Source organism: Streptomyces sp. NPDC001604 (genome assembly GCF_042893475.1).
Classification (GTDB): Bacteria; Actinomycetota; Actinomycetes; order Streptomycetales; family Streptomycetaceae; genus Streptomyces.
Genome location: NZ_JBIAUY010000019.1, coordinates 173,068 through 194,835, shown reverse-complemented (window position 1 = coordinate 194,835; position 21,768 = coordinate 173,068). Strand labels below are relative to the sequence as shown.

Sequence of the window (21,768 nt, the reverse complement as noted above, 5' to 3'; positions counted from 1 at the left end):
CCGCCTCGTCGCGGCTTTGCCCGTCCTTTGCCGGTGGGCCATTCTTGCAGCCCTGCCCGACGACGGCGCCTCAGGTATCCACAACCCCGGTCATACGATCACAGTGGCCCGGAAGACCGTACCCGCTCCCGACACTTCGGCCTTCTCGCCCGCCGGGACGAAGACCGACTGCCCGGGGCGCAGTTCGTGTTCGCCCGCCCGCACGGAGCCGGCCGTGCAGAGCAGGATCTGCGGGGTGGCGCGGGTGAGGTCGTGGGCGGACCCGGCCTCGGGGAGGACGTAGCGCGACAGCCGGAACTCGTCGATCGGGGTCTCATAGACCTCCTCGCCGTCCGGGCACGCCTCGGGGCGCAGCACGCCGGGGTCGCTGGCCTCGAAGCGGACGATACGCAAAAGTTCGGGGACGTCGACGTGCTTCGGGGTCAGGCCGCAGCGCAGGACGTTGTCGGAGTTGGCCATGATCTCGACACCGAGACCGTTCAGGTACGCGTGCGGGATGCCGGCGCCGAGGAACAGTGCCTCGCCGGGCTGCAGACGTACGTAGTTCAGGAGCATCGCGGCGATGACTCCCGGGTCGCCCGGGTAGTGGTGCGCGATGTCGGCGTAGGGCGCGTAGTCGCCGCCGAGACGGGTGCAGGCGGCTGCGGCTTCGGCGACCGTGTGGTGCATCTCCTCGGGGTCGGCGGTGAGGATCGCGGTGAGGACCTCGCGCAGGGCGGCGTCCTCGGGGTGGGCGTGCAGCAGGTCGACGTACGGCTTGAGGGAGTCGATGCCGAGGCCGTCGAGGAGGGCGGCCGCCCCGAGCGGGTCGCGGAAGCCGCACAGGCCGTCGAACTCGGTGAGCGCGCAGATCAGTTCGGGCTTGTGGTTGGCGTCCTTGTAGTTGCGGTGCGGGGCGTCGACGGGGATGTTCCGGCGCTCCTCGTCCTCGTAACCCTCCTTCGCCTGCGCCAGGTCGGGGTGCACCTGGAGGGAGAGCGGGGCGCCGGCGGCGAGGATCTTGAGGAGGAAGGGCAGGCGGGGGCCGAACTTGGCGACGGCGGCGGGACCGAGTTCCTTCTCCGGGTCCGCGTCGACGACCTCGACGAGCGTGCCGCGTCCGGTGCGCGAGGGGGCGCCGGGGTGGGCGCCCATCCACATCTCCGCCTGCGGTTCACCGGTCGGTTCGACACCGAGCAGGTGCGGGATCGCGGTGGTCGAACCCCAGGCGTAGGGGCGGATGGTGTTGTCGAGGCGGTCCATGCTGTGTCTTCGTCTCCGTACGTACGCCGCGCTCGGCGGGCGCTGGTCAGTAAGCGCGGGTTGCGCGGGTCAACGTCAGGCCCCCGAGGCGAGCGCCAGGTAAACGGCGGCGAAATCCGTGATGGCGATCAGCTCGGCGAGGGTCTCCAGTTCGCCGCCGGGTTCCGGTTCCAGTTCGCTGATCGGCGTGTCGTGGCTGAGGGCCAGCTCACGGGCGGCCGGTGCGGCGGTGAGTCCTCCGATCGGGCGGTCGCGGAGCAGCACCACGCGCGCGTGCAGGGCGGGTGCTTCCTCTACGCGGTCGCGGAAGAAGTCGTCCGGGTCGGCGCTGGCGGCGAGCGGGCCGGCCAGCAGGGCGCTGTGGGCGGCGAGTGCCTCGGGGAGTTCGGCGACGACCGCCGGGCGGCCGGAGAGTTCGGCGAGGGCGGCCGCGAAACGCCGTCCCGCGGGGCCTGCCGAGACGCCCTCGGTCCATACGACGGGCAGTGAGTCGGCGAGTTCGGCGGCGAGCGTCTTGGCGGGGTTGCTGTAGGTCGCGATGGCGGGGCCGCAGCGTTCGGCGATGTGGTCGAGACGGTCGGCGATCTTCTCGACGGCCTCCGGTGGGGCGGTGACCAGGCCGGTGCGGTCGAGGAGGGCGAGGAGGGGTGTGAGCAGCGCCCACAGGACCCCGGGGGCGGAGGCGGCGAGTTCCTGTTCGTCCTGCTCGTACGGGGCTGTCGCCATCGGTACGAAGAGGCCGTGGGCGCCTTCCACCGCCTCGGTGAGCGGGGTGCGGGCGGGAGCGACGGCGACGACCGTGCAGCCGCGGCGGTAGGCGGCGTCGGCGAGCAGGGACAGGCCCGGTTCGGTGCCGTCGGGGGTGGTGATCAGGAGCAGGTCGACGCTGCCTGCCCAGCCCGGGAGTTCCCAGCGCAGGGCGCCTGCAGCGGGGGCGACGCCGGTGGGGGCGAGGCGGATGACGGGGCTGCCGGGGCCGGCGAGCGTGCCGAGGAGGTCGGCGGCGCAGGTCGCTGCGGCGCCGGGGCCCGCGATGAGGACCGCGCGGGGGCGGCCGTCGGGCTTGAGGTCGTTCACGCCGGCCTCTGCGGCGTGCCGGGCGGCTGTGCGGACGCGGGCGCCTGCCTCGGCGGCGCCGCGTAGCAGGCCGCGGCGGTCGGCCTCCGAGAGGGCCTCGGGGGTGTCGAGCAGCGATTCGTCGAGCATGGGCGGCAGCCTCCGATCGCCGGGGGTTCTTTGTGTGCGCGTCGGGGTTGTGCGGGCGGCGGGGGCTTGGTGTGCGGGTGCCCCTTTGCGCGAGTGCCCGTTTGCGCGGGGTGCCTCTTTGCGCGGGTGCCTTTTTTGCGCGGTGGCTTTTGCGGGTGCCTTTTTTGCGCGGGGGGCGTTGCGCGGGTGGCGGGCTCGACGTTACGCGGGGCGGCGGGCCTCGTCGACGAGCAGGACGGGGATGCCGTCGCGGATGGGGTAGGCCAGGCCGCAGTCCTTGCCCGTGCAGATCAGCTCGGTTTCCTGCTCGTTGGCTTCCTGCTCCTTGAGCGGGGCGTGGCAGGCCGGGCAGGCGAGGATCTCCAGGAGGCCGGCTTCGAGCGGCATGGGTGTGTCCCTTCGGGGGGCGCGCGAGTGCGTGTGCGGATGTGCCTGGTCAGCGTACCGCCGTGGGGGGCGGGGTGCCGGGGTTGGGCGGGGGTCGGGTCGGGTGGCTGTGGGAGGGGGTCGCCCCCGCCGCCCCTACCCGTCCCGTACCAGGGGCGCTGCCCCCTCGGCCCCGCCAGGGGGCTCTGCCCCCTGGACCCCCGATCGGCCTGAACGGCCTCGTCCTCAAACGCCGGACGGGCTGAAGGTGCCGACCGGCACTGAAGAGGTGCCGCCCCGGCGGGCGGGTGGGGGATCGGGACGGCGACCACGACCTCACACGCCGGACCGGCTGAAATGCCGACCGGCACTGAAGAGGTGCCGCCCCGGCGGGCGCGTGGGGGATCGGGGCGGCGACCGCGACCGCACACGCCGGACCGGCTGAAAGTACCGGCCAGCGGGGGATCGGGACGGGGGCCTCAGGCGCCGGACCGGATGCAAGGTCCCGGTTGGTGTCAGGAAGGGTGCCGTCCCGGGCTGTGGCCCGGGTTGGCGTTTTGGTGCCGGAGGCCGGCCCCTGCCCGGTGCGGTCAGGCTCGGATGATGGCCAAGGCCTCGTCTCGGATCTTTGTCATGGTGGCCTCGTCCCTTGCCTCCGCGTTCAGGCGGAGCAGGGGTTCCGTGTTGGAGGGGCGGACGTTGAACCACCAGTCGGTGGAGGTGACAGTCAGGCCGTCGAGTTCGTCGAGGGTGATGTCCTCGCGGGCGCCGTACGCCGCCTTGATGGCCGCCAGGCGGTCGGCCTGGTCGGCGACCGTGGAGTTGATCTCGCCGGAGCCGACGTAGCGGTCGTACTCGGCGGTCAGGGCGGAGAGCGGGCCCTCCTGGCCGCCGAGGGCCGCGAGGACGTGGAGGGCGGCCAGCATGCCCGTGTCGGCGTTCCAGAAGTCCTTGAAGTAGTAGTGCGCCGAGTGTTCGCCGCCGAAGATCGCGCCCGACTTCGCCATCTCGGCCTTGATGAAGGAGTGGCCGACTCGGGTACGCGCCGGGGTGCCGCCGTGTTCGCGCACCACCTCGGGGACCGACCAGGACGTGATCAGGTTGTGGATGATCACGCCCTTGCCGCCGTTCCTGGCCAGCTCCCGCGCCGCCACCAGGGCCGTGATGGCGGACGGCGAGACCGGGTCGCCGTGCTCGTCGACGACGAAGCAGCGGTCCGCGTCGCCGTCGAAGGCGATGCCGAGGTCGGCGGACTCCTCGCGCACGCGCTGCTGCAGGTCGACGAGGTTCGCCGGGTCCAGCGGGTTCGCCTCGTGGTTCGGGAACGTGCCGTCGAGTTCGAAGTACATGGGTACGAGGGTCAGGGGCAGGCCGGCGAAGACCGTGGGGACGGTGTGGCCGCCCATGCCGTTGCCCGCGTCGACGACGACCTTCAGGGGGCGGATGGAGGTCAGGTCGACGAGGGAGCGCAGGTGGGCCGCGTAGTCCGACAACGTGTCGCGCGAGGTGATGGTTCCCGGCTCGCCGGCCGGCTCCGGGGCGCCCGACTCGCTCCACTGCTCGGCCAGTTCGCGGATCCGGGACAGGCCCGTGTCCTGGCCGACGGGTGCCGCGCCCGCGCGGCACAGCTTGATGCCGTTGTACTGCGCCGGGTTGTGCGAGGCCGTGAACATCGCACCCGGCAGGTTCAGGGCGCCCGAGGCGTAGTACAGCTGGTCGGTCGAGCACAGGCCGATCTCGGTCACGTCGACGCCCTGTGCGGCCGCACCGCGCGCGAAGGCACGCGACAGGCCCGGGGACGACGGCCGCATGTCGTGGCCGATCACGATCGCGTCCGCCCCGGTCACCTGGACGAAGGCGGCACCGAAGAGCTCGGCCAGCGGCTCGTCCCACTGGTCCGGGACCACCCCGCGTACGTCGTACGCCTTCACGATCTGCGACAGATCAGCAGCCACGGCCAACCCTCCTGAAGTCCTATCGGTCGCCTCAAACTACCCGTACCGGTTGGCCGTGCGCCGTGTGGACTCCGAGTGGACTCCCAGCCGTAACCTCAGGTCAGAGCCGGGTGAGAAACCAGGAAGAAGCGGGGCGGGATCCGGGAAGAGTCAGGGCAGCATCCGGTCCAGGACCGGTGAGTGCCTGACACGATCGGCCGGGTGAAGACATTGCCGCCGACCGGCTTCCCGTCCGGCCCGGCGACGTCCAGGAACGGCCAGTCGTACGTCTGTGTCGCCCGGGCCGGCCAGTCCGGACCGCCGCGGTCTATGCGACGGAAAAAGCACGCGCGCGTGCGGTACGGCGGCCAGGGCGCCCGCGCCCACCAAGGAGGCACCGTCGTCGGCGAGTTGCGCGGAGACGTAGTCGGAGGTGGTGAACTGGGCGACGGCGAAGGCGACTCCGCACACCAGGGCGGGCACCCAGGACTCGCGCAGGCCGCGCCGCCCGTCCACCAGCCGGACCAGGACCAGCGGCAACACCACTGCCGGCAGCGGGGTTTGACGCCCCACCACGTAGGCCATGGAATCCAGCGGCCGCCCCCGTCACCTGCGCGAGCGTCACGACTGGTGTGCCCATCACCCCGAAGGCGACCGGCGCCGTGTTAGCGACGAGCGCGACGACCGCGGCGCGCACCGGGTCGAAGCCGAGGGCGACGAGCAGCACGGAGCAGATCGCGACCGACGCGCCGAACCCGGTCAGGGCCTCCAGGAGCACGCCGGCCCCCTGGGCGGCGCTGGAGAGCGCTCGGTCGGGCGCATGCGGTTAGCGAGCCAGGCCGCCAGAACGGCCGCCAGAAGCCCTGTCAGGCCCGCCAGGTGCGCCTTCATCCGCACTCCGCCGAGCAGGGGCAGGACGATCAGCAGGGGCAGCGCCGCGACGAGGGCCGACAGGCCGAATAAGTCGGCGGCCCGTTCCAGCTCCTGGACATCCAAGGAGCCTCCCCAGATTCCGACATGCGGAAAGCGATTTCTCGCCGACCGCACCACCCGAAATGATCGTGTCCGCACCAAGGGCACATCAATGCGTGTACGCCACCGGGCGGAACGGGGGACGGGAAGCGCGGCTCAGTTGTCCGGGGAGCGCAGTACCCGCAGATGCCCGCGCCGCGCGACCTCCATCGGGTCCGCCGTGCGCGCCCCGCCGCCACCGGCGCCCGCCGCCCGTTCCTGCGGGCGGGCCGCCTCGCGCACCGCGTTGGCAAGCGCTTCCAGGTCGTCGCCGCTGGGGCGGGCCGGAGCGGAGCCGTCGAGCAGTCGGACGACCTCCCAGCCGCGCGGGGCGGTGAGGCGCTCGGAGTGCTCGGCGCACAGGTCGTAGCAGTGGGGTTCGGCGTAGGTGGCGAGCGGACCGAGGACCGCGGTCGAGTCGGCGTAGACGTACGTCAGCGTCGCGACGGCGGGACGGCCGCAAGCGGTGCGCGAACAGCGACGTACAGGGCTCACGACGTTGGACGGTACCGCACTCTTGAGCGGGCCGCGACGACTCTCCCCCAGGTCACTCCACCGTGTCGTACTGTGAAACACCCCACACCCCTCCCCTGGAACACCCCGCTGACCTGCACGGACACACATTCACAGGGCCTTGCGCGCCTCTTCGCCCGATCAACACACCGTACAAACACCGTCAATTGCCCCAAGATTGCCGGTCTCGTAGAGATACGGAAACGAGCCCAACCTTGGCTGGAATGGTCATCCTGCGACAGGCCGTCCAGGGGACCCGAGGCACTCCGGCCGACCGCGTGGGGCACGTCGTGGGGTCCCGGCGGGGACTACGCTTCACCAGTGATGGACAACCCCGTACCGCACCGTGCCGCCCGCCCCGGGCCCCGCCGTCGTGATCGCCACGGCCGGGGCATGCGCGGCCCGATCGCGCCGCCCCAGGTGCCGCTCGCCGCGAGCCGTGCCGAGGCGTTCGCGGATCTGGTGCAGGACTCCGTGGAGCGGCTGGAACGGCGGTGGCCGCAGCTCGCCGAGATCGACTTCCTCGTCCTCGAGGTGCCGCGTCTGGACGGCCCGGCCGATGCCTGGAGCGACGAGGCGGTGCCGCTGGGCGGCACGATTCCCTCCCGGGAGGGGCGGCCGGCACGGGTGGTCGTGTACCGGCGGCCGGTGGAGATCCGCACGAAGGGGCGGGACGAGCGGGCCGCTCTGGTGCACGAGGTTGTTGTCGAGCAGGTGGCCGAGTTGCTGGGGCTCACTCCGGAGACGGTGGATCCCCGGTACGGCGAGGACTGAGCCGGGGTTCCAATGGCACCCGGCGGTGATGGTGCGGTCTGGGGGCTGCTGCCCTCAGACCCCCACGACGGGCTGAAAAGATCAAACCCCGGCCGGCGCTCACCGGCAACAGCTACTTCTGCAGCACCGACAGGTCCTCGTCCGCCTCCGGTACCGCCACCGTCCCCCGGTCGTCCGGCAGGGTCTGGACCGTGAAGCCCTGGACTCCCTCCTCCGTGGCCGCCAGGGTGCGTGCCGCGTAGACCGGGCCGCCTGACAGGGGTTCGACCGTCAGGGCGTAGGTGCCCTGGAGACCGCTCGGGACGGGGGCGTCGATGTCCTGGGTGGTGCCGGCCTTGATCGTGTACGTCTTCGAGACCGCGGTGCCGCCGTCGCTGCCCGCGGACGCGGTGACCTTCACCTGGGCGGTGCGGGTGGGTGCCGCGAGCGACAGCGTGGTGCCCTTTCCGCTGTTGTCGGCGGACGTCGCGCGCGTGCCCACCGGGCTGGTGGCCGGGATGAACGCCGTCTCCTGCTTGTCGCCCTTGCCCCGTACGACGCGCAGCGCGGCGACCACCGGTACGGACTTGTCGGTGGGCGTGAGGACCAGGGAGCCGGCCTCGCCGCGGGTGACGGGGCCGAGATCGACGGCGGTGGTCATACCGGCCTTCACATGCAGCGTCTCGTTCCCGGCGGGCGTGATCTGCCCGGACGGGGAGGCGAGCCGCAGCTTCAGGTCGGCGTCCGCGTCGCCGGGCGTGAAGGCGATCAGGCGCACGTCCGTGGCGTCCTTGGGGATGCCGGGCAGGACCAGGCTGCCCGCCGGGTCCGTGGACGCGGCCAGCCAGTCGCCGCCGACCTTGTCGTCGAGGGCCTGCACGGCGGCCCCCACGCGTCCGCTGCGGACGTTCACGTGCACGGTGAGGTCGGTCTGCTTCTCGTCGGTGAGCGTGGACAGCAGGACCGGGTCGGTGGAGTGCGGTGCGACGGTGATGCCCTCCCCCACGGTCGACTTGAGGGCGCCGTCCTTGCCGTAGAGCTCGATGTCCACGACGGCGGCGGAGTCGTCCGGGTTGGTGAGGTGGACATAGTCCGTGCGGGCGGCGTCCGTGCTGGCGCCCGGGAACCAGAACTCGGTGTCCGGTGCGGTGCAGTTGACGCCCTGGAGGCCGCGTCCGGTGCCCGCGGCGACCTCGGTGGTCTCCTGCACCGCCCAGCCGGGCGCGAACCTGCCCTCGGCGGTGCCGACGAGCGCGGGTGTGTCGGCACCGGAGGTGTCGCCCGTGACGGGCTTTCCGGGCTCCTTGGGCGTGAGGACCGGCTTGTCGGCCTTCGGCTTGCCCGCCTTCTTCTTGCCGCTCTTCTTTCCGTTCGCCTTGCCGTCCGTCTTGCCGTCCGTCTTGCCGCTGTCGCCCGTTCCGTCGGCCGACTGCTCGGTCGCGGACTGGAGTTGGGCCGCGCCGTCGCTTCCCGTGCCCTTGGTGACGGGCGTGAAGGACGTGTACGACGTGTCGGCGAGGTCCGAGGTGCTGGGCTGCGGGCACAGCAAGGTGGTGCGTTCCACGGGCAGTTCGGCGGCCGCCTTGGCGGTGTCCGCGCCGGAGGCGCCCGGCGTCGTGAGCGAGGCGAGGCCCGTGATGGCGGCGAGCGCGGCCGTGCCGGCGATCAGGGAGATGGTGGTGCGGTTCACTGCTGACTCCCGTCGGGGCGCTCAGGGGCGTGCGGGTGCGGCTGCGCCGGGTCGTACGTCGGGTCGTAGCCCTGCTGGTACGACGGGTCGTACGCGGTCTGCTCGTACGACCCCTGGGAGGGGCCGCCGTACGCGTACGGGTCGTACTGGCCGCCCTGGTACGGGTCCGCCTGGTACGTCTGGTCGTAGGTGCCCGCCGGGTACTGCTGGGTGCCCTGGTACTGCTCGTTGCCGTAGTTGCCGTACTCGGCGCCCTGGTAGCCCGTCGCGTCCCAGTCGCCGTAGGACTGCTGGTGCGGGACCGCCACCGGGGTCTCCTCCGCAGGAGGAGACGGGAACTCCTCGCTCTGGCCCGCCTCTTCGGTCTCGGCCTCCGCCTGGGCGCGCAGGCGGCGGGCGCGGCGGCCCTCGCCGGCGACGGCCTCGGCGGGTACGGCCGGCTCCTCGGGGAGGTCGTCGTCGACGTCGCGGCGCCGGCCGGGCAGGGCCAGGACGACGAGGACGACGGCCAGGAAGCCCTGCGCCCACAGCCAGGCGGTGTGGGTGATCGGGTCGTCGTAGGTGACGTCCAGCTTGCCGCCGGAGGCGGGGAGTTGGAACCCCTGGGCCCAGCCGTCGATGGTGGTGCGGGTGAGCGGCCGGCCGTCCAGAGTGGCCGTCCAGCCGTCGGAGGCGGTGTCGGCGAGGCGCAGGACGCGGTCGCCGGAGCCGGACGGGACCGTGGTGTGGATCTCGACGGGTCCGGCGGCCACGGGCTGCGCCGTACCGGAGCCGGAGGCGGGGACGATGGTGGCGCGGGCGACCTCCTGGTCGACCCGCCACAGGGCGCTGCCGCCCTGCTGGCTCAGCCGGGAGAGGCCGGGGGTGGCGTCCAGGACGCGGGTGACCTCGCGGGGCGCGCCCTTGCGGACGAGGACGTAGCGGACGGCGAACTTGCCGAGCTGGTCGGCCTGGTCGGCGCCGGAGCCGGCGACGAGATTGGCGACGACCTTGTCGAGCCTGGCGTTCTCACCGTCGGCCGCGGCGCTCTCGGCGTCGCCGAGCCGGGCGCCGGAGCCGCGCACCAGGGTGTAGCCGACGCGGGCCGTGGAGTCGCTGTCGAGCACGAGCGTGCGTGCCTGGTCGCTGGTGCCGCTCTCCTCGGCGACGAACGCGGGGACCTGTACGGGGTCCTGCCGCTCGACCGGTCCGTCGGCGCCGCGGATCATCCAGCCGAAGGCGATGACCAGCGGGCCCGCGAGCGCGGCGAAGGCTATGAGTGCGGCCACCGGCTGGCGCCAGCCGAAACTCTGCTCGGCCACACGCGCGCGTGCACCGTCGGCGCCGATGACGGCGGCGGTCAGGAGGGCGAGGCCGTAGACGAGGGTGGCCGGGCCGGCCCAGGTCGAGCGGTTGGACAGGACCGCGAAGACGAGACCCACCAGGGCGACCGCCCAGGCCGTCCGGATTCCGAACTGACGCTCCGAGCGCAGCAGGGCGGCCAGCGCGGCCAGGACGATGCCGATGAGCATCAGCCCGCTGACCGTGCCCGGGCCGCCGGGGCTCATGCCGAGCAGGTCCAGGGCGGAGGCGGCCGAGGGGCCGTAGTCGAGCCCGGCCTCCCTGAAGAAGCCGAACGGGAACAGCGACAGCGACCAGGGGGCGAGGACCAGCAGGGGCGTGCCGAGCTGGGCCAGGAAGCGCAGGCCGTGGGCGGTGATGTCGGTGCGCCGTACGGCGAGCGGCGCGAGGCCGAGGAGCAGCGCGAGAGGCCACACGACGGGCGTGAACGCCGTGGTGATCGTCAGCAGCAGCGTGTACGCCCACGTGGCGCGCCAGCTGCCGGGTGTGCCCGAGGCGTTCGCGAGGCCGCCGGCCGCGATGCCCGCGCGCGCGATGAGCGGCAGCAGCACGGCCAGTACGGCGGTGCCGATGCGGCCGCCCGCGAGCGCGCCCGTGGCAGCCGGCAGGAAGGCGTAGACGACGGCGGCCCATGCGCGCAGCAGACGCGACTCGACGAGCGGGCGGGAGGCGAAGTACGCGGTGACGCCGGCCAGCGGCACCGAGCACACGAGCAGGACCGTGACCGCGAGTCCGGTCGAGCCGAACAGCACGGAGGCGAGCATCGCCACGATCGCGAGGTACGGCGGTGCGGAGGGGGTGCCGCCGGCGCCCACGGCGTGCCAGGAGTCGAGATAGCGCGACCAGAGCTCGCCGGAGTCGGCCGGGGCGGGCAGCAGGGCGCCGCCCGCGAGCGCGCCGCCGCCGAGCAGGGCGCGACAGGCGACCAGCGAGACGAACAGCAGCACCAGGAAGAGCATCGGGCCGGGCTTGCGGCCGATGCGCTTGAGGCGGGCGAACTGCTCGATCTCCAGGAAGTCGGCGTCGTCGCCGCCGGGCCCGGACTCGACCGCGCCGCCGTGCCGTCCGGCGCCGGAGGTCACCTCGGGGTCGGAGCGGCCGACGAGATCACCCGCGGCCTGCTCGACGGTGGCCCGTATGGTCGCGCCGGGCGGCGGGAACAGGGCGCGCAGTTCGCCCTTGTCGATCTGCGGCCGGCCGCGCCTGCGCCGTCCGGCGATGATCCGCTCGGGGCGCAGCAGCGTGCCCAGCAGGCCGCGGATCTCGTCGACGGCCTGCCCGGGGACCTTGCCGACGAGGTAGGCGACGGTCCGCAGGAGCGTGCCGAGCACGAGGCGCACCAGCACCCAGGGCAGGGCGGCCGTACGCGTGTTGACCAGGAGGGTGTAGGCGGCGCCGGCCTTGTCGACCTTGTGCGGGGAGGCGACGGTGCGGCCCGAGCAGTCGACGGTGCGGCGCTCGCGGGAGGCGGCCTCGGCGTGTCGTACGACCGCCTCGGGGGCGACGAGAACGCGGTGGCCTGCGGCGGTGGCACGCCAGCACAGGTCGACGTCGTCACGCATCAGCGGCAGCCGGCTGTCGAAGCCGCCGAGCTGTTCGAAGACGTCGCGTCGGATGAGCATGCCGGCGGTGGACACGGACAGCACGGTCCGGACGTGGTCGTGCTGGCCCTGGTCCTGTTCGCGGCGGTCCAGGCCGGTCCAGCGGCGGCCGGAGTTGGCAATGGTGACGCCGACCTCGAGAAGCTGGCGGCGGTCGTACCAGCCGCGGAGCTTGGGGCCCACGACGGCCACGTCGTCGCGGCCGAGCTCGAGTTCGTTCTCCACGACGCGCAGCAGCTGGGCCAGGGCGTCGGGTTCGGGCGCGCAGTCGTCGTGCAGCAGCCACAGCCACTGGACCGGCTCGCCGTGCGGGAGTTCGGGCATGTCGTAGGCGTCGTCGCGCCAGCTGCGGGTGACCGGGTCCCAGCCGCTGGGCCGCCTCAGATAGGGCAGCTCGTCGGGGGTCAGGACGGGCGCGCTGCGTTCCGCCTCCTCGACGGCCTGGCCGAAGCCGGTGCGCCGGGCGAGGTGCAGCACGCGGTCGGCGCCGAGGGCGTCGGTGACCAGCTGGGCGGAGTCGTCCGCGCTGCCGGTGTCGGCGGCCACGACGTACTGAACGGGGCGCTCCTGGCCGAGCAGCCCGGCGAGCGCGTCGGGCAGCCAGCGGGCGCCGTCGTGGGAGACGACGACCGCCGTCACCACGTGACGCGGAAACTCTGGTGTGGCAGCGAGGTCTTGGTGGGCTGCCGTGTGGCTGTGCACGGACATCGAGGTACGGGCCCCGGTTCGATGGACTGCGGTGGACGTCTGTGCCCCCTGGGGGCAGCGAGGCGTCTCGGACGAGCGACCACACTATCGGCTGGGCATCATGGCGGCCCGCCGCCTGTGGATAACCCCACCTGCGACGGGCCGTTCGAATGTGTTTCGGTTGTGTGAGGGCGTCGGCCGCCCGGTCAGATGGCGGCCTTCTTCAGACGGCGTCGTTCACGCTCGGACAGTCCGCCCCAGATGCCGAAGCGCTCGTCGTTGGCGAGGGCGTATTCGAGGCACTCGGAGCGGACTTCACAGGCCAGGCAGACCTTCTTGGCCTCACGGGTGGAGCCGCCCTTCTCGGGGAAGAAGGACTCGGGGTCGGTCTGGGCGCACAGCGCGCGCTCCTGCCAGCCGAGTTCCTCGTCCGCGTCGTCGACCAGCAGTTGCTGCACCAGCTCGGTCATGTGCGCCCCTCGTCTGTCTTTCGCGTCCCCGTGATGTAGCCGTTACCGATTCCGGCTGAACGACACGAGTGAAATTACAAGTGTGCTGCTCCGGGCGAGTCAAGCCGAGATCTGCTATTGAGCCCCTTATTCACTCTGCGGAACCAAGGCCATGCGGAAAGTGTTCAAATCGGCATAAACCTTGACATGCAGATGAGGCCCGGACGGGCCTTCGACCCCGAGCAGAGCCTGTACGGGGAAGGACGCCCGCAGATCCGATCTCGTTCCACGCGCACCTCGAAGCAAACCGGATCACAGTCGGATCACAGGACCGCAACGAGGTTTGAGCGCCATGTGTCCCGGCTGACGCATGCACAAACCTTTCACCTCCGATATGAACCGGATGAGGTGAACCATGTCCCACATACCGGGCGTCGAGTTGACAGTGAAGGTGTGAACCGCTGTCCTTGTGGGCATGCTCGCGAACTTGGCGCTCACCTCGACCCGCACCGCCGGGTCCCACGGTGCTGCCCGCGCTCGCTGTAGCTGTTGTTGCTGTTCCAGCTGTTGAGCCCCACCTGCTCCGGCTGTAGGCCCTGTCGTCCGTCCGTGACGGGGCTCCTGTTCCCTCTGACCTTCTTTCACTGAGGAACCGCACACCCTTATGAACAGCGACAACGACCTCCAGATCGCCGGCGACATCCTCGAGGTGCAGCACCTGCTGCAGCCGCCGCGCGAGCACCCGGCCACCGTGGCCGAGTTCGTGGGCCTGGCCCGGTCCATCGCCGCCGACCGCTCCCAGTGGGAGCACCTCGTCGAGTACGACGCGACGACGCGCTGGTACCACCGGCTGCGCACCGGGCCGGGCTACGAGGTGTGGCTGCTGTCCTGGGTGCCCGGCCAGGGCAGCGGGCTGCACGACCACGGCCGCTCCTCCGGTGTGCTGACCGTCCTGGAGGGCACGCTGACCGAGCGCACCGAGCGGGGCACGCGCGCGTTGGGCGCGGGCGCGCAGCGCGTGTTCGCCCCGGGGTATGTGCACGAGGTCGTCAACGACGCGCTGGAGCCGGCGGTCAGCCTGCACGTCTACTACCCGGGCCTGACGGAGATGCCCATGCACACGGCCTGCACGGCGGCCCCGGCCGCGTACGACGAGGTCGACGTCGTAACCGCCTGACGCGTTGTCGTACCCGCCTGTAAGACTTGGCCCATGCGCATTGTGGTTCTGGCAGGCGGCATCGGCGGTGCACGGTTCCTGCGCGGTCTGAAGCAGGCCGTGCCGGACGCGGACATCACCGTCATCGGCAACACCGGGGACGACATCCACCTCTTCGGACTGAAGGTCTGCCCGGACCTCGACACGGTGATGTACACGCTCGGCGGCGGTATCAACGAGGAACAGGGCTGGGGGCGGGCCGAGGAGACCTTCCACCTCAAGGAGGAGCTCGCGGCCTACGGCGTGGGGCCGGAGTGGTTCGGGCTCGGCGACCGGGACTTCGCCACGCACATCGTGCGGACGCAGATGATCGGCGCCGGATATCCGCTGAGCGCGGTGACGCAGGCGCTGTGCGACCGGTGGAAGCCGGGCGTACGGCTGATCCCCATGACGGACGACCGGGTCGAGACGCATGTGGCCGTCGAGGTCGACGGTGAGCGCAAGGCGGTGCACTTCCAGGAGTACTGGGTGCGGCTGCGGGCCTCGGTGCCGGCCGAGGCGGTCGTGCCCGTCGGGGCGGAGCAGGCGAAGCCGGCGCCGGGTGTGCTGGAGGCGATCGCGGAGGCGGACGTGGTGCTGTTCCCGCCCTCGAACCCGGTGGTCTCCGTCGGCACGATCCTCGCCGTGCCCGGCATCCGGGAGGCGATCGCCGATGCCGGGGTGCCCGTCGTCGGTCTCTCCCCCATCGTCGGGGACGCGCCCGTGCGGGGCATGGCCGACAAGGTGCTCGCCGCGGTCGGCGTGGAGTCGACGGCCGCGGCGGTGGCCGAGCACTACGGCTCGGGGCTGCTCGACGGCTGGCTCGTCGACACCGTGGACGCGGGCGTCGTGGACCGGGTCGAGGCCGCCGGGATCCGGTGCCGGGCCGTACCGCTGATGATGACCGACATCGAGGCGACCGCGCAGATGGCACGTGAGGCACTGGCGCTGGCGGAGGAGGTGCGGGTGCCGTGAGCGACGGGATGTCCGAGGGCACGGGCGCGCGCGGGGACGGCGCGGACGGATACCGGGTCTGGGCCGTGGGCGGGATTCCTGAGGTCGTGCCGGGGGACGACCTCGCCAAGTTGATCGCCGCCGCCGAGCCCGGGCTGGTCGACGGGGACGTGTTGCTCGTCACCTCGAAGATCGTGTCCAAGGCGGAGGGGCGGGTCGTCGAGGCGGCCGACCGGGAGGCCGCGATCGACGCCGAGACCGTGCGGGTCGTGGCGCGGCGCGGGGCCCTGCGGATCGTCGAGAACCGGCAGGGTCTGGTGATGGCCGCGGCGGGGGTCGACGCCTCCAACACCCCGTCCGGCACGGTGCTGTTGCTGCCCGAGGATCCCGACGCGTCCGCCCGGGCGATCCGGGACGGGTTGCGGGACGCCCTGGGCGTCGACGTCGGGGTCGTCGTCACCGACACCTTCGGGCGGCCCTGGCGCTGGGGGCTCACGGATGTCGCGATCGGCGCCGCCGGGGTGCACGTGCTCGACGATCTGCGCGGCGGCACGGACGCGTACGGCAATCCGCTCAGCGCGACGGTCGTGGCGACGGCGGACGAACTGGCCGCAGCCGGCGATCTGGTCAAGGGCAAGGCCGCCGGGCTGCCCGTCGCCGTCGTGCGCGGGCTGCCGCACGTGGTGGCGGAGGACGACGGCGAGGGGGCGCGGGCCATGGTGCGCGGCGGGCGCGACGACATGTTCCGGCTGGGCACGTCCGAGGCGATCCGGACGGCGGTGACCCAGCGGCGTACCGTGCGGGCCTTCACGGACGAGCCCGTCGATCCCGGCGCGGTACGGCGAGCGGTCGCCGCGGCCGTGACCGCGCCGGCGCCGCATCACACGACGCCGTGGCGGTTCGTGCTGCTGGAGTCGCAGGAAGCGCGGACCGGGTTGCTGGACGCCATGCGCGATGCCTGGATCGCCGATCTGCGGCGGGACGGAAAGAGCGAGGAGTCCATCGCCAAGCGGGTGCGGCGGGGCGATGTGCTGCGGAATGCGCCGTATCTGGTGGTGCCGTGTCTGGTGATGGACGGATCGCACACATACGGGGACGCTCGGCGGGACGGGGCGGAGCGGGAGATGTTCGTCGTCGCCGCGGGGGCCGGGGTGCAGAACTTCTTGGTTGCGCTGGCCGGGGAGCGGTTGGGGTCCGCATGGGTTTCTTCGACGATGTTCTGCCGGGAGGTGGTGCGGGAGGTTCTCGGGTTGCCCGAGAACTGGGATCCGATGGGGGCCGTGGCGGTCGGGCATCCTGCGGAGGAGCCCCGGCCTCGGCCGGAGCGGGACCCTGATGCTTTCGTCGAGGTGCGGTGACGCTCCGCCGGGTGCGCTGGGTGCGCCGGGTGCCTACGGTCGGGGGTTCTGGGTTCGTGCGCGACTGCGGGTGAGTGGTGGGTTTTCGCGCCCACGCGGCGGAGCCGCATGTTGATACAGTCCCGCGCCCCTGAAAGCGCACACCGACGCTCGTAAGTACGGCCTAGTCTCGTAAGGCGACCCCCGACACCCTAGGAACTCACCCGTGGCAGGACGGTTCTCTCCCCGGCCCACCCGTACGACCGTGCGTGGTGGGCATGTTGCCGTGCCTGCGCGGGGTGGTGTGCCTCGGCAGGCCGTGGCGCCCGGGCGGGTGCGGACCGTCGTACCGGACGGGCCGCTTGATCTCGGGCTTGTGCTGGGGCCGCTTCGGCGTGGTGGTGGGGATCCGACGTTTCGGCCCATGCCGGACGGGTCCGTGTGGCGGGCCAGTCTGACTCCCGGTGGGCCCGGGACGCTGCGGGTGTCCGTGTGCGGGGGTGAGGTCCGTGGGGAGGCCTGGGGGCCCGGGGCCGAGTGGCTGCTGGAGCAGTTGCCGGAGCTGCTGGGGGGTGCGGACGAGCCCGATGCGTTCGTGCCGCGGCACCGGCTGGTGGCGCACACCGCGCATCGGCGGCCGGGGCTGCGGCTGACGCGGACCGGGCTGGTGCTGGAGTCGTTGATCCCCTCGGTTCTGGAGCAGAAGGTCACGACCGGGGAGGCGTACCGGGCTTGGCGGCTGCTCGTGCGGAAGTACGGGGAGCCGGCGCCGGGGCCCGCTGCGGGCGGGCGGCTGTGGGTGATGCCCGGGCCGCGGACCTGGGCGTTGATTCCGTCGTGGGAGTGGCACCGGGCCGGGGTCGACAACAAGCGGGCGTCGACGATTCTGCGGGCCGTGAAGGTCGCTGCGCGGCTGGAGGAGGCGGTCGGGATGGAGCCGGCGGCCGCGCAGGCGCGGTTGGAGGTCGTGCCGGGGATCGGGCCTTGGACGTCGGCGGAGACCGTGCAGCGCAGTCATGGGGCGCCGGATGCGGTGACCGTCGGGGATCTGCATCTGCCGGGGATCGTGGGGTGGGCACTTGCCGGGGACCGGGATGCGGATGATGCGGCGATGTTGGAGTTGTTGGAGCCGTATGCGGGGCAGCGGCATCGGGCTGCGCGGCTCATTCTGCTGAGTGGGCGTACGCCGGCGCGGCGGATGCCGAAGATGCCGAAGACCGATATCGGGCGGTGGTAGGGCGCCGGGGCTGGGGCTGGGCGGGGCGCCGACGGTTGCCGCCAACTGAGCCGACGCGGCGGATGCCCGCGACCGACATCGGGCGCTGGTAGGGGCCCGGGGCTGGGATGGGCCGGGGGCGAGTGCGCTTGCCCGCGCTGGCGGGGTGCCGCCTGCGCCCACCCGTGCCGCCCTAGGCGGCACGAATGCCCGCAGGCTACGGAGGCCATGCGGGCCGCAGCACAGCCCCAATGCCCGCACGCTACGGGAGCCATGCGGGCCGCAGCACAGCCCCAATGCCCGCAGGCTACGGGAGCCATCCGGCCCGCAGCACAGCCCCAATGCCCGCATTGGGTTCGGCTACGGAGGGCTGTGCGGGCCCGCAGCACAGCCCAACGGGCAGCCCGCCCGCAGGCGGGGGCGACGCAGGACGCAGCGCAGCCCGCCCGCCGGCGGGGGCGACGCAGGACGAAGCGCAGCCCGCCCGTAAGCGCAGGCCGCATAGCGTGGCCGGGGGCTGCGTAGGCCGCATAGCGTGGCCAGGGGCTGCGTAGGCCGCCGTTCTGCGGAGCGTGGCCGCGGGCTGTGCAGGACACCGTGCGGGGCGGTGCCGGCCTATTGGTCCGAAGAGAAGCGCAGTGACGCTGCTGGGATTTGGGCGTCGCACCAGACTCGTACGCCGGTGCGTAGTTCGTTGTCGGCGCCGATGACCGCGCCGTCGCCGATGACCGCGCCGGTGAGGACGGAGCGCTCGCCGACGCGGGCTCGGGTGCCGATGAGGGAGTCGGTGATGACGGCGCCGGGTTCGATGACGGCGCCGGGGAGGATGGTCGAGCCGAAGACCCGCGCGCCCTCCGCCACGAACGCGCCCTCGCCCACCACCGTGCCGCCCGTCAGCTTGGCGTCGGGGGCGACCCTCGCCGTCGGCAGGATCAGGCGGTCGCCGCAGCGGCCGGGGACGGCCGGGGACGGGGCGCGGCCCAGGACGAGGTCGGCGGAGCCGCGGACGAAGGCCGCCGGGGTGCCGAGGTCCAGCCAGTACGTCGAGTCGACCATGCCCTGGAGGTGGGCCCCGGCCGCGAGGAGGTCGGGGAAGGTCTCGCGTTCGACCGAGACCGGGCGGCCCGCGGGGATCGTGTCGATGACCGAGCGGCGGAAGACGTACGCCCCGGCGTTGATCTGGTCGGTGACGATCTCCTCGGGGGTCTGCGGCTTCTCCAGGAAGGCGAGGACACGGCCGGTGTCGTCGGTGGGGACCAGGCCGTAGGCGCGTGGGTCGGTGACCTTGGTGAGGTGGAGGGAGACGTCGGCGCCCGTCTTCTGGTGGGTGTCGACCAGGGCGCGGATGTTCAGGCCGGTGAGGATGTCGCCGTTGAAGACGAGGACCGGGTCGTCGGGGCCCGAGTGGAGGCGGGACGCGACGTTGCGGATGGCGCCGCCCGTGCCGAGGGGCTCCTCCTCGGTCACGTACTCGATGTGCAGGCCCAGGGACGAGCCGTCGCCGAAGTACGGCTCGAAGACCTCGGCCAGATAGGACGTGGCCAGGACGATGTGGTCGACACCCGCCGCTCTGGCTCTCGCCAGCTGGTGGGTGAGGAACGGGACTCCGGCCGCACGGACCATGGGCTTCGGCGTGTTGACCGTGAGCGGGCGCAACCGCGTGCCCTTGCCGCCGACCAGGAGGATCGCTTCTGTCACCTGTCGTCTCTGCTTCCTGCCGGGACCGGCCGAACTCTCTTTCGACCGGCCAGTTTATGCAGACCGTCGTGCGGTGATGTGGATGGCCGTTGCGGTGTTCCGCGTTCCGCCCGCTGCCCCGCTATGACGTACATAACGCTTCCGTGCCCGACTCCTCTGCGAGATCCGGCGGTCGCTCAGCGGCGGCCCTGGTAGTGCGCCGCGGTGGAGCGGATCGTGCCGAGCTTTCGGTAGAGCTGCCAGCCCGGGCACGCCGTGGGGTAGCCGTCACGGTGGCCGGAGATCACATTCATTCGGACGTTCTTGCCCTTGTGGTAGAGATTGCCACCGCTCGACTTCAGATATGTCTTTCCGCGCGGATTGGCACCGTAGAGGCCCAGTTTCCAGGCCGTGAGCCGGGCGATGGCCTTCAGGACGACCGCGGGCGGCTTGCTCTTGCTGAAGTTGCCGATGACGGCGATGCCCATGCTGTTGTTGTTGAAACCGAGGGTGTGCGCGCCCCTGACCGCCTTCGCCACTCCCCCGGCGCGGCCCTCGTAGATGGTTCCGCACTTGTCGACGAGGAAGTTGTAGCCGATGTCGCGCCAGCCCATGCTCACAACGTGGTAGCGGTAGATGGCACGGATGACGGAGGCTGCCTGCGAACAGCGGTAGGTGTTGCCGGACGACGTGTGGTGCACGAACGCCGCCTTGACCTTCTTCGTGTAGGCGAACCCCCGCTCGCGCAGATCCTCGTCCGCGCCCCAGCCCCGGCGGGTGACGATGCGGGGGCGGGGCCCGATGTGCGGCTTCTTGCGCTGACCGGCCGTCAGCTCGTGCCCGCGCAGCGTCCGCATCTCCCGCACGGTCGCCGACTTGCTCAGCGCGGGGATCACGGTGGCGCCGAGCGGGACGAGATCGGCGTTGGCCGTGGACGAGGCCTGAGCCTCGGCCGACTCGGAGTTGCCGGTCCCGGTGCCGGGGGGACCGGCCTGGCTGCCGTGCGGCCCGATCGGCGCCGTACTCCGCATCGGAGCCTCGTCGCCGCCGTCGTCCGAGCCGCCGGGGTCCACGAGTTGCAGCCGCAGGCCCGACGGGAGGGCGGCCGGTGCCGGGACGGCGCGGGTGCTGCGGGCGTGGCCTTCGGTACGGGGTCCGCCCTCGGCCCGTACCCGGACCTCCACCCCGTCCGAGTCACCCACCCACAGCGGGGCGGTGGAGCCGCGGACCCGGCCCGAGGCGCCCTCGGCGGTGCCGGGGTCGGCCGCGTCGTCGTTGTGTGTCTCGAGGCTGCGCCAGCCGGACCAGACGCCGTTGCCGGCCGCGCGGGTGCGGACCTGGACCTGGCCGTGCAGTTCGGTGTGCGGGTTGTCCCAGACGACGCCGACCATCGAGAAGTGCCGTACGTCCCGGCGGGTCAGGCCCTGCTCCACGAGGGCCGTCGAGGCCGTGGAGCCGAGGGCGCGGGTGAGGGGGGTCAGCGGGGCGAGGGGCAGCGACTGGGTGCTGCCGCGGACGTCGGGCCGGGCGGGCCCCGGCGCGGATCCTGCGCCGCCGAGCGCGGCCCTCGCCGTCGCCACGGGGACCGGCAGGGTCAGCGGAAGGGCTAGGGCGGCCGCGCAGGCGACGCCGATCGAGGAGGCGATCGAGGAGGCAAGGAATCCACGCATGCTCCTGATCTTGAACATATTCATACATATCTGTCCATACCGGAATTGACGGACCGTCGGTTTTCGTTCCTCCGAACCGGTGGCCCCACCGAGGGGTGCGCGGGCGGTCGTCCGCGTACCCTTGCGCGGGTGAACGCCACCGACCGCACCCCTGCCGACCTGCTGCGTTCCGCGCTCGCCGCGGACCCCGGACGCCCCCTGGTGACCTTCTACGACGACGCCACGGGCGAACGTGTCGAACTCTCTGTGGCCACCTTCGCCAATTGGGTGGCCAAGACCGCCAATCTCCTCCAGGGCGACCTCTCCGCGGCCCCCGGCGACCGGGTCGCGCTGCTGCTGCCCGCGCACTGGCAGACCGCGGTGTGGCTGCTGGCGTGCGCGTCCGTGGGAGTGGTCGCCGATGTCGGCGGGGATCCGGCGGCGGCCGATGTGGTGGTGAGCGGGCCGGACACGCTGTCCGCCGCGCGGGCCTGCCGTGGGGAGCGGATCGCGCTCGCCCTGCGGCCGCTGGGTGGTCGCTTTCCGCAGGCGCCGGACGGCTTCGCCGATTACGCCGTGGAGGTGCCGGGCCAGGGGGACCGGTTCGTGCCGTTCGCGGCGGTGGATCCCGACGAGGCCGGGCTGATCGTGGCCGGGCGCGAGTTCAGTGGGGCGGAGGTGGTCGAGCGGGCCCGGGCGGAGGCGGCGGAGCTGGGCCTCACCGGGCCGGGGGCGCGGATTCTGTCCGGGTTGCCGTACGACACCTGGGAGGGGCTGAACGCCGGGTTGTACGGGCCGCTTGCCGTCGGGGGGTCCGTGGTGCTGTGCCGGCATCTGGAGCAGTTGGGGGAAGAGGCGCTGGCCTCGCGGGTCGAGAGTGAGCGGGTGAGTGTGGTGCGCCGCTGAGCGGGGGTAGTGGCGGTTGTTCGGCGTGTGCGGGCGAGTGG

The 21,768-nt window shown here is 72.3% G+C and carries 16 protein-coding genes and 1 pseudogene; 6 read left to right on the top strand and 11 right to left on the bottom strand.

Annotation, left to right across the window (positions count from 1 at the left end; translation table 11 throughout):
* Window positions 1–90: 90 nt before the first annotated feature.
* The 6 genes and pseudogenes from manA to ACFY1E_RS38265 all read right to left on the bottom strand — a co-directional run bounded on the left by manA (window position 91) and on the right by ACFY1E_RS38265 (window position 6,254).
* Window positions 91–1,242 (bottom strand): mannose-6-phosphate isomerase, class I, encoded by a 1,152-nt coding sequence (manA, locus tag ACFY1E_RS38290; RefSeq protein WP_389084668.1) that lies wholly within the window; start codon window positions 1,240–1,242, stop codon window positions 91–93.
* 75 nt (window positions 1,243–1,317) lie between these two features.
* A complete protein-coding gene (locus ACFY1E_RS38285; protein ID WP_389084666.1) occupies window positions 1,318–2,448 on the bottom strand; it encodes an SIS domain-containing protein in 1,131 nt (376 codons plus the stop codon).
* Window positions 2,449–2,649: 201 nt separating this feature from the next.
* Entirely contained in the window at window positions 2,650–2,835 is a 186-nt protein-coding gene (locus ACFY1E_RS38280; protein ID WP_344402083.1) for a Trm112 family protein, read from the bottom strand.
* A gap of 569 nt (window positions 2,836–3,404) precedes the next feature.
* Window positions 3,405–4,769, bottom strand: a complete 1,365-nt coding sequence (locus tag ACFY1E_RS38275) for a phosphomannomutase/phosphoglucomutase (RefSeq protein ID WP_389084664.1) — start codon at window positions 4,767–4,769, stop codon at window positions 3,405–3,407.
* A gap of 185 nt (window positions 4,770–4,954) precedes the next feature.
* Window positions 4,955–5,744 (bottom strand): annotated as a pseudogene (locus ACFY1E_RS38270) (L-lactate permease); the annotation flags it as partial.
* Between the two features lie 132 nt (window positions 5,745–5,876).
* Complete coding sequence (locus tag ACFY1E_RS38265) at window positions 5,877–6,254, bottom strand: DUF3499 domain-containing protein (protein ID WP_030941657.1); 378 nt, start codon at window positions 6,252–6,254, stop codon at window positions 5,877–5,879.
* A 342-nt stretch (window positions 6,255–6,596) separates the two neighbouring features.
* Here ACFY1E_RS38265 and ACFY1E_RS38260 point away from each other — a divergent pair, with 342 nt between their 5' ends.
* Window positions 6,597–7,046 (top strand): metallopeptidase family protein, encoded by a 450-nt coding sequence (locus tag ACFY1E_RS38260; RefSeq protein ID WP_389084699.1) that lies wholly within the window; start codon window positions 6,597–6,599, stop codon window positions 7,044–7,046.
* Between the two features lie 112 nt (window positions 7,047–7,158).
* On the opposite strand, the gene ACFY1E_RS38255 is transcribed toward ACFY1E_RS38260, so the two are convergent.
* From ACFY1E_RS38255 to ACFY1E_RS38245, 3 genes are all read right to left on the bottom strand, one after another.
* On the bottom strand, window positions 7,159–8,715 hold the full coding sequence (locus ACFY1E_RS38255; RefSeq protein ID WP_389084662.1) for a DUF5719 family protein: 1,557 nt from the start codon (window positions 8,713–8,715) through the stop codon (window positions 7,159–7,161).
* A complete protein-coding gene (locus ACFY1E_RS38250) occupies window positions 8,712–12,365 on the bottom strand; it encodes a glycosyltransferase (RefSeq protein WP_389084659.1) in 3,654 nt (1,217 codons plus the stop codon). Before ACFY1E_RS38250 ends, ACFY1E_RS38255 begins: the two co-directional genes overlap by 4 nt.
* Before the next feature lie 185 nt (window positions 12,366–12,550).
* Window positions 12,551–12,814, bottom strand: a complete 264-nt coding sequence (locus ACFY1E_RS38245) for a WhiB family transcriptional regulator (protein WP_010986447.1) — start codon at window positions 12,812–12,814, stop codon at window positions 12,551–12,553.
* 643 nt (window positions 12,815–13,457) lie between these two features.
* Here ACFY1E_RS38245 and ACFY1E_RS38240 point away from each other — a divergent pair.
* The 4 genes from ACFY1E_RS38240 to ACFY1E_RS38225 all read left to right on the top strand — a co-directional run bounded on the left by ACFY1E_RS38240 (window position 13,458) and on the right by ACFY1E_RS38225 (window position 17,516).
* The gene (locus ACFY1E_RS38240; protein ID WP_351482776.1) at window positions 13,458–13,970 is read left to right on the top strand and encodes a cysteine dioxygenase family protein; all 513 of its coding nucleotides are present in this window, start codon (window positions 13,458–13,460) and stop codon (window positions 13,968–13,970) included.
* A gap of 33 nt (window positions 13,971–14,003) precedes the next feature.
* Complete coding sequence (gene cofD, locus ACFY1E_RS38235) at window positions 14,004–14,963, top strand: 2-phospho-L-lactate transferase (protein WP_389084657.1); 960 nt, start codon at window positions 14,004–14,006, stop codon at window positions 14,961–14,963.
* Window positions 14,964–14,971: 8 nt separating this feature from the next.
* A complete protein-coding gene (locus tag ACFY1E_RS38230) occupies window positions 14,972–16,300 on the top strand; it encodes a coenzyme F420-0:L-glutamate ligase (protein ID WP_389084697.1) in 1,329 nt (442 codons plus the stop codon).
* A 205-nt stretch (window positions 16,301–16,505) separates the two neighbouring features.
* Window positions 16,506–17,516, top strand: a complete 1,011-nt coding sequence (locus tag ACFY1E_RS38225; protein ID WP_389084655.1) for a DNA-3-methyladenine glycosylase family protein — start codon at window positions 16,506–16,508, stop codon at window positions 17,514–17,516.
* 594 nt (window positions 17,517–18,110) lie between these two features.
* On the opposite strand, the gene ACFY1E_RS38220 is transcribed toward ACFY1E_RS38225, so the two are convergent.
* On the bottom strand, window positions 18,111–19,193 hold the full coding sequence (locus tag ACFY1E_RS38220) for a sugar phosphate nucleotidyltransferase (RefSeq protein WP_389084652.1): 1,083 nt from the start codon (window positions 19,191–19,193) through the stop codon (window positions 18,111–18,113).
* 176 nt (window positions 19,194–19,369) lie between these two features.
* Window positions 19,370–20,842 (bottom strand): peptidoglycan recognition protein, encoded by a 1,473-nt coding sequence (locus tag ACFY1E_RS38215; protein WP_389084650.1) that lies wholly within the window; start codon window positions 20,840–20,842, stop codon window positions 19,370–19,372.
* Window positions 20,843–20,971: 129 nt separating this feature from the next.
* Here ACFY1E_RS38215 and ACFY1E_RS38210 point away from each other — a divergent pair, with 129 nt between their 5' ends.
* The gene (locus ACFY1E_RS38210) at window positions 20,972–21,727 is read left to right on the top strand and encodes a TIGR03089 family protein (RefSeq protein WP_389084647.1); all 756 of its coding nucleotides are present in this window, start codon (window positions 20,972–20,974) and stop codon (window positions 21,725–21,727) included.
* Window positions 21,728–21,768: the final 41 nt, after the last annotated feature.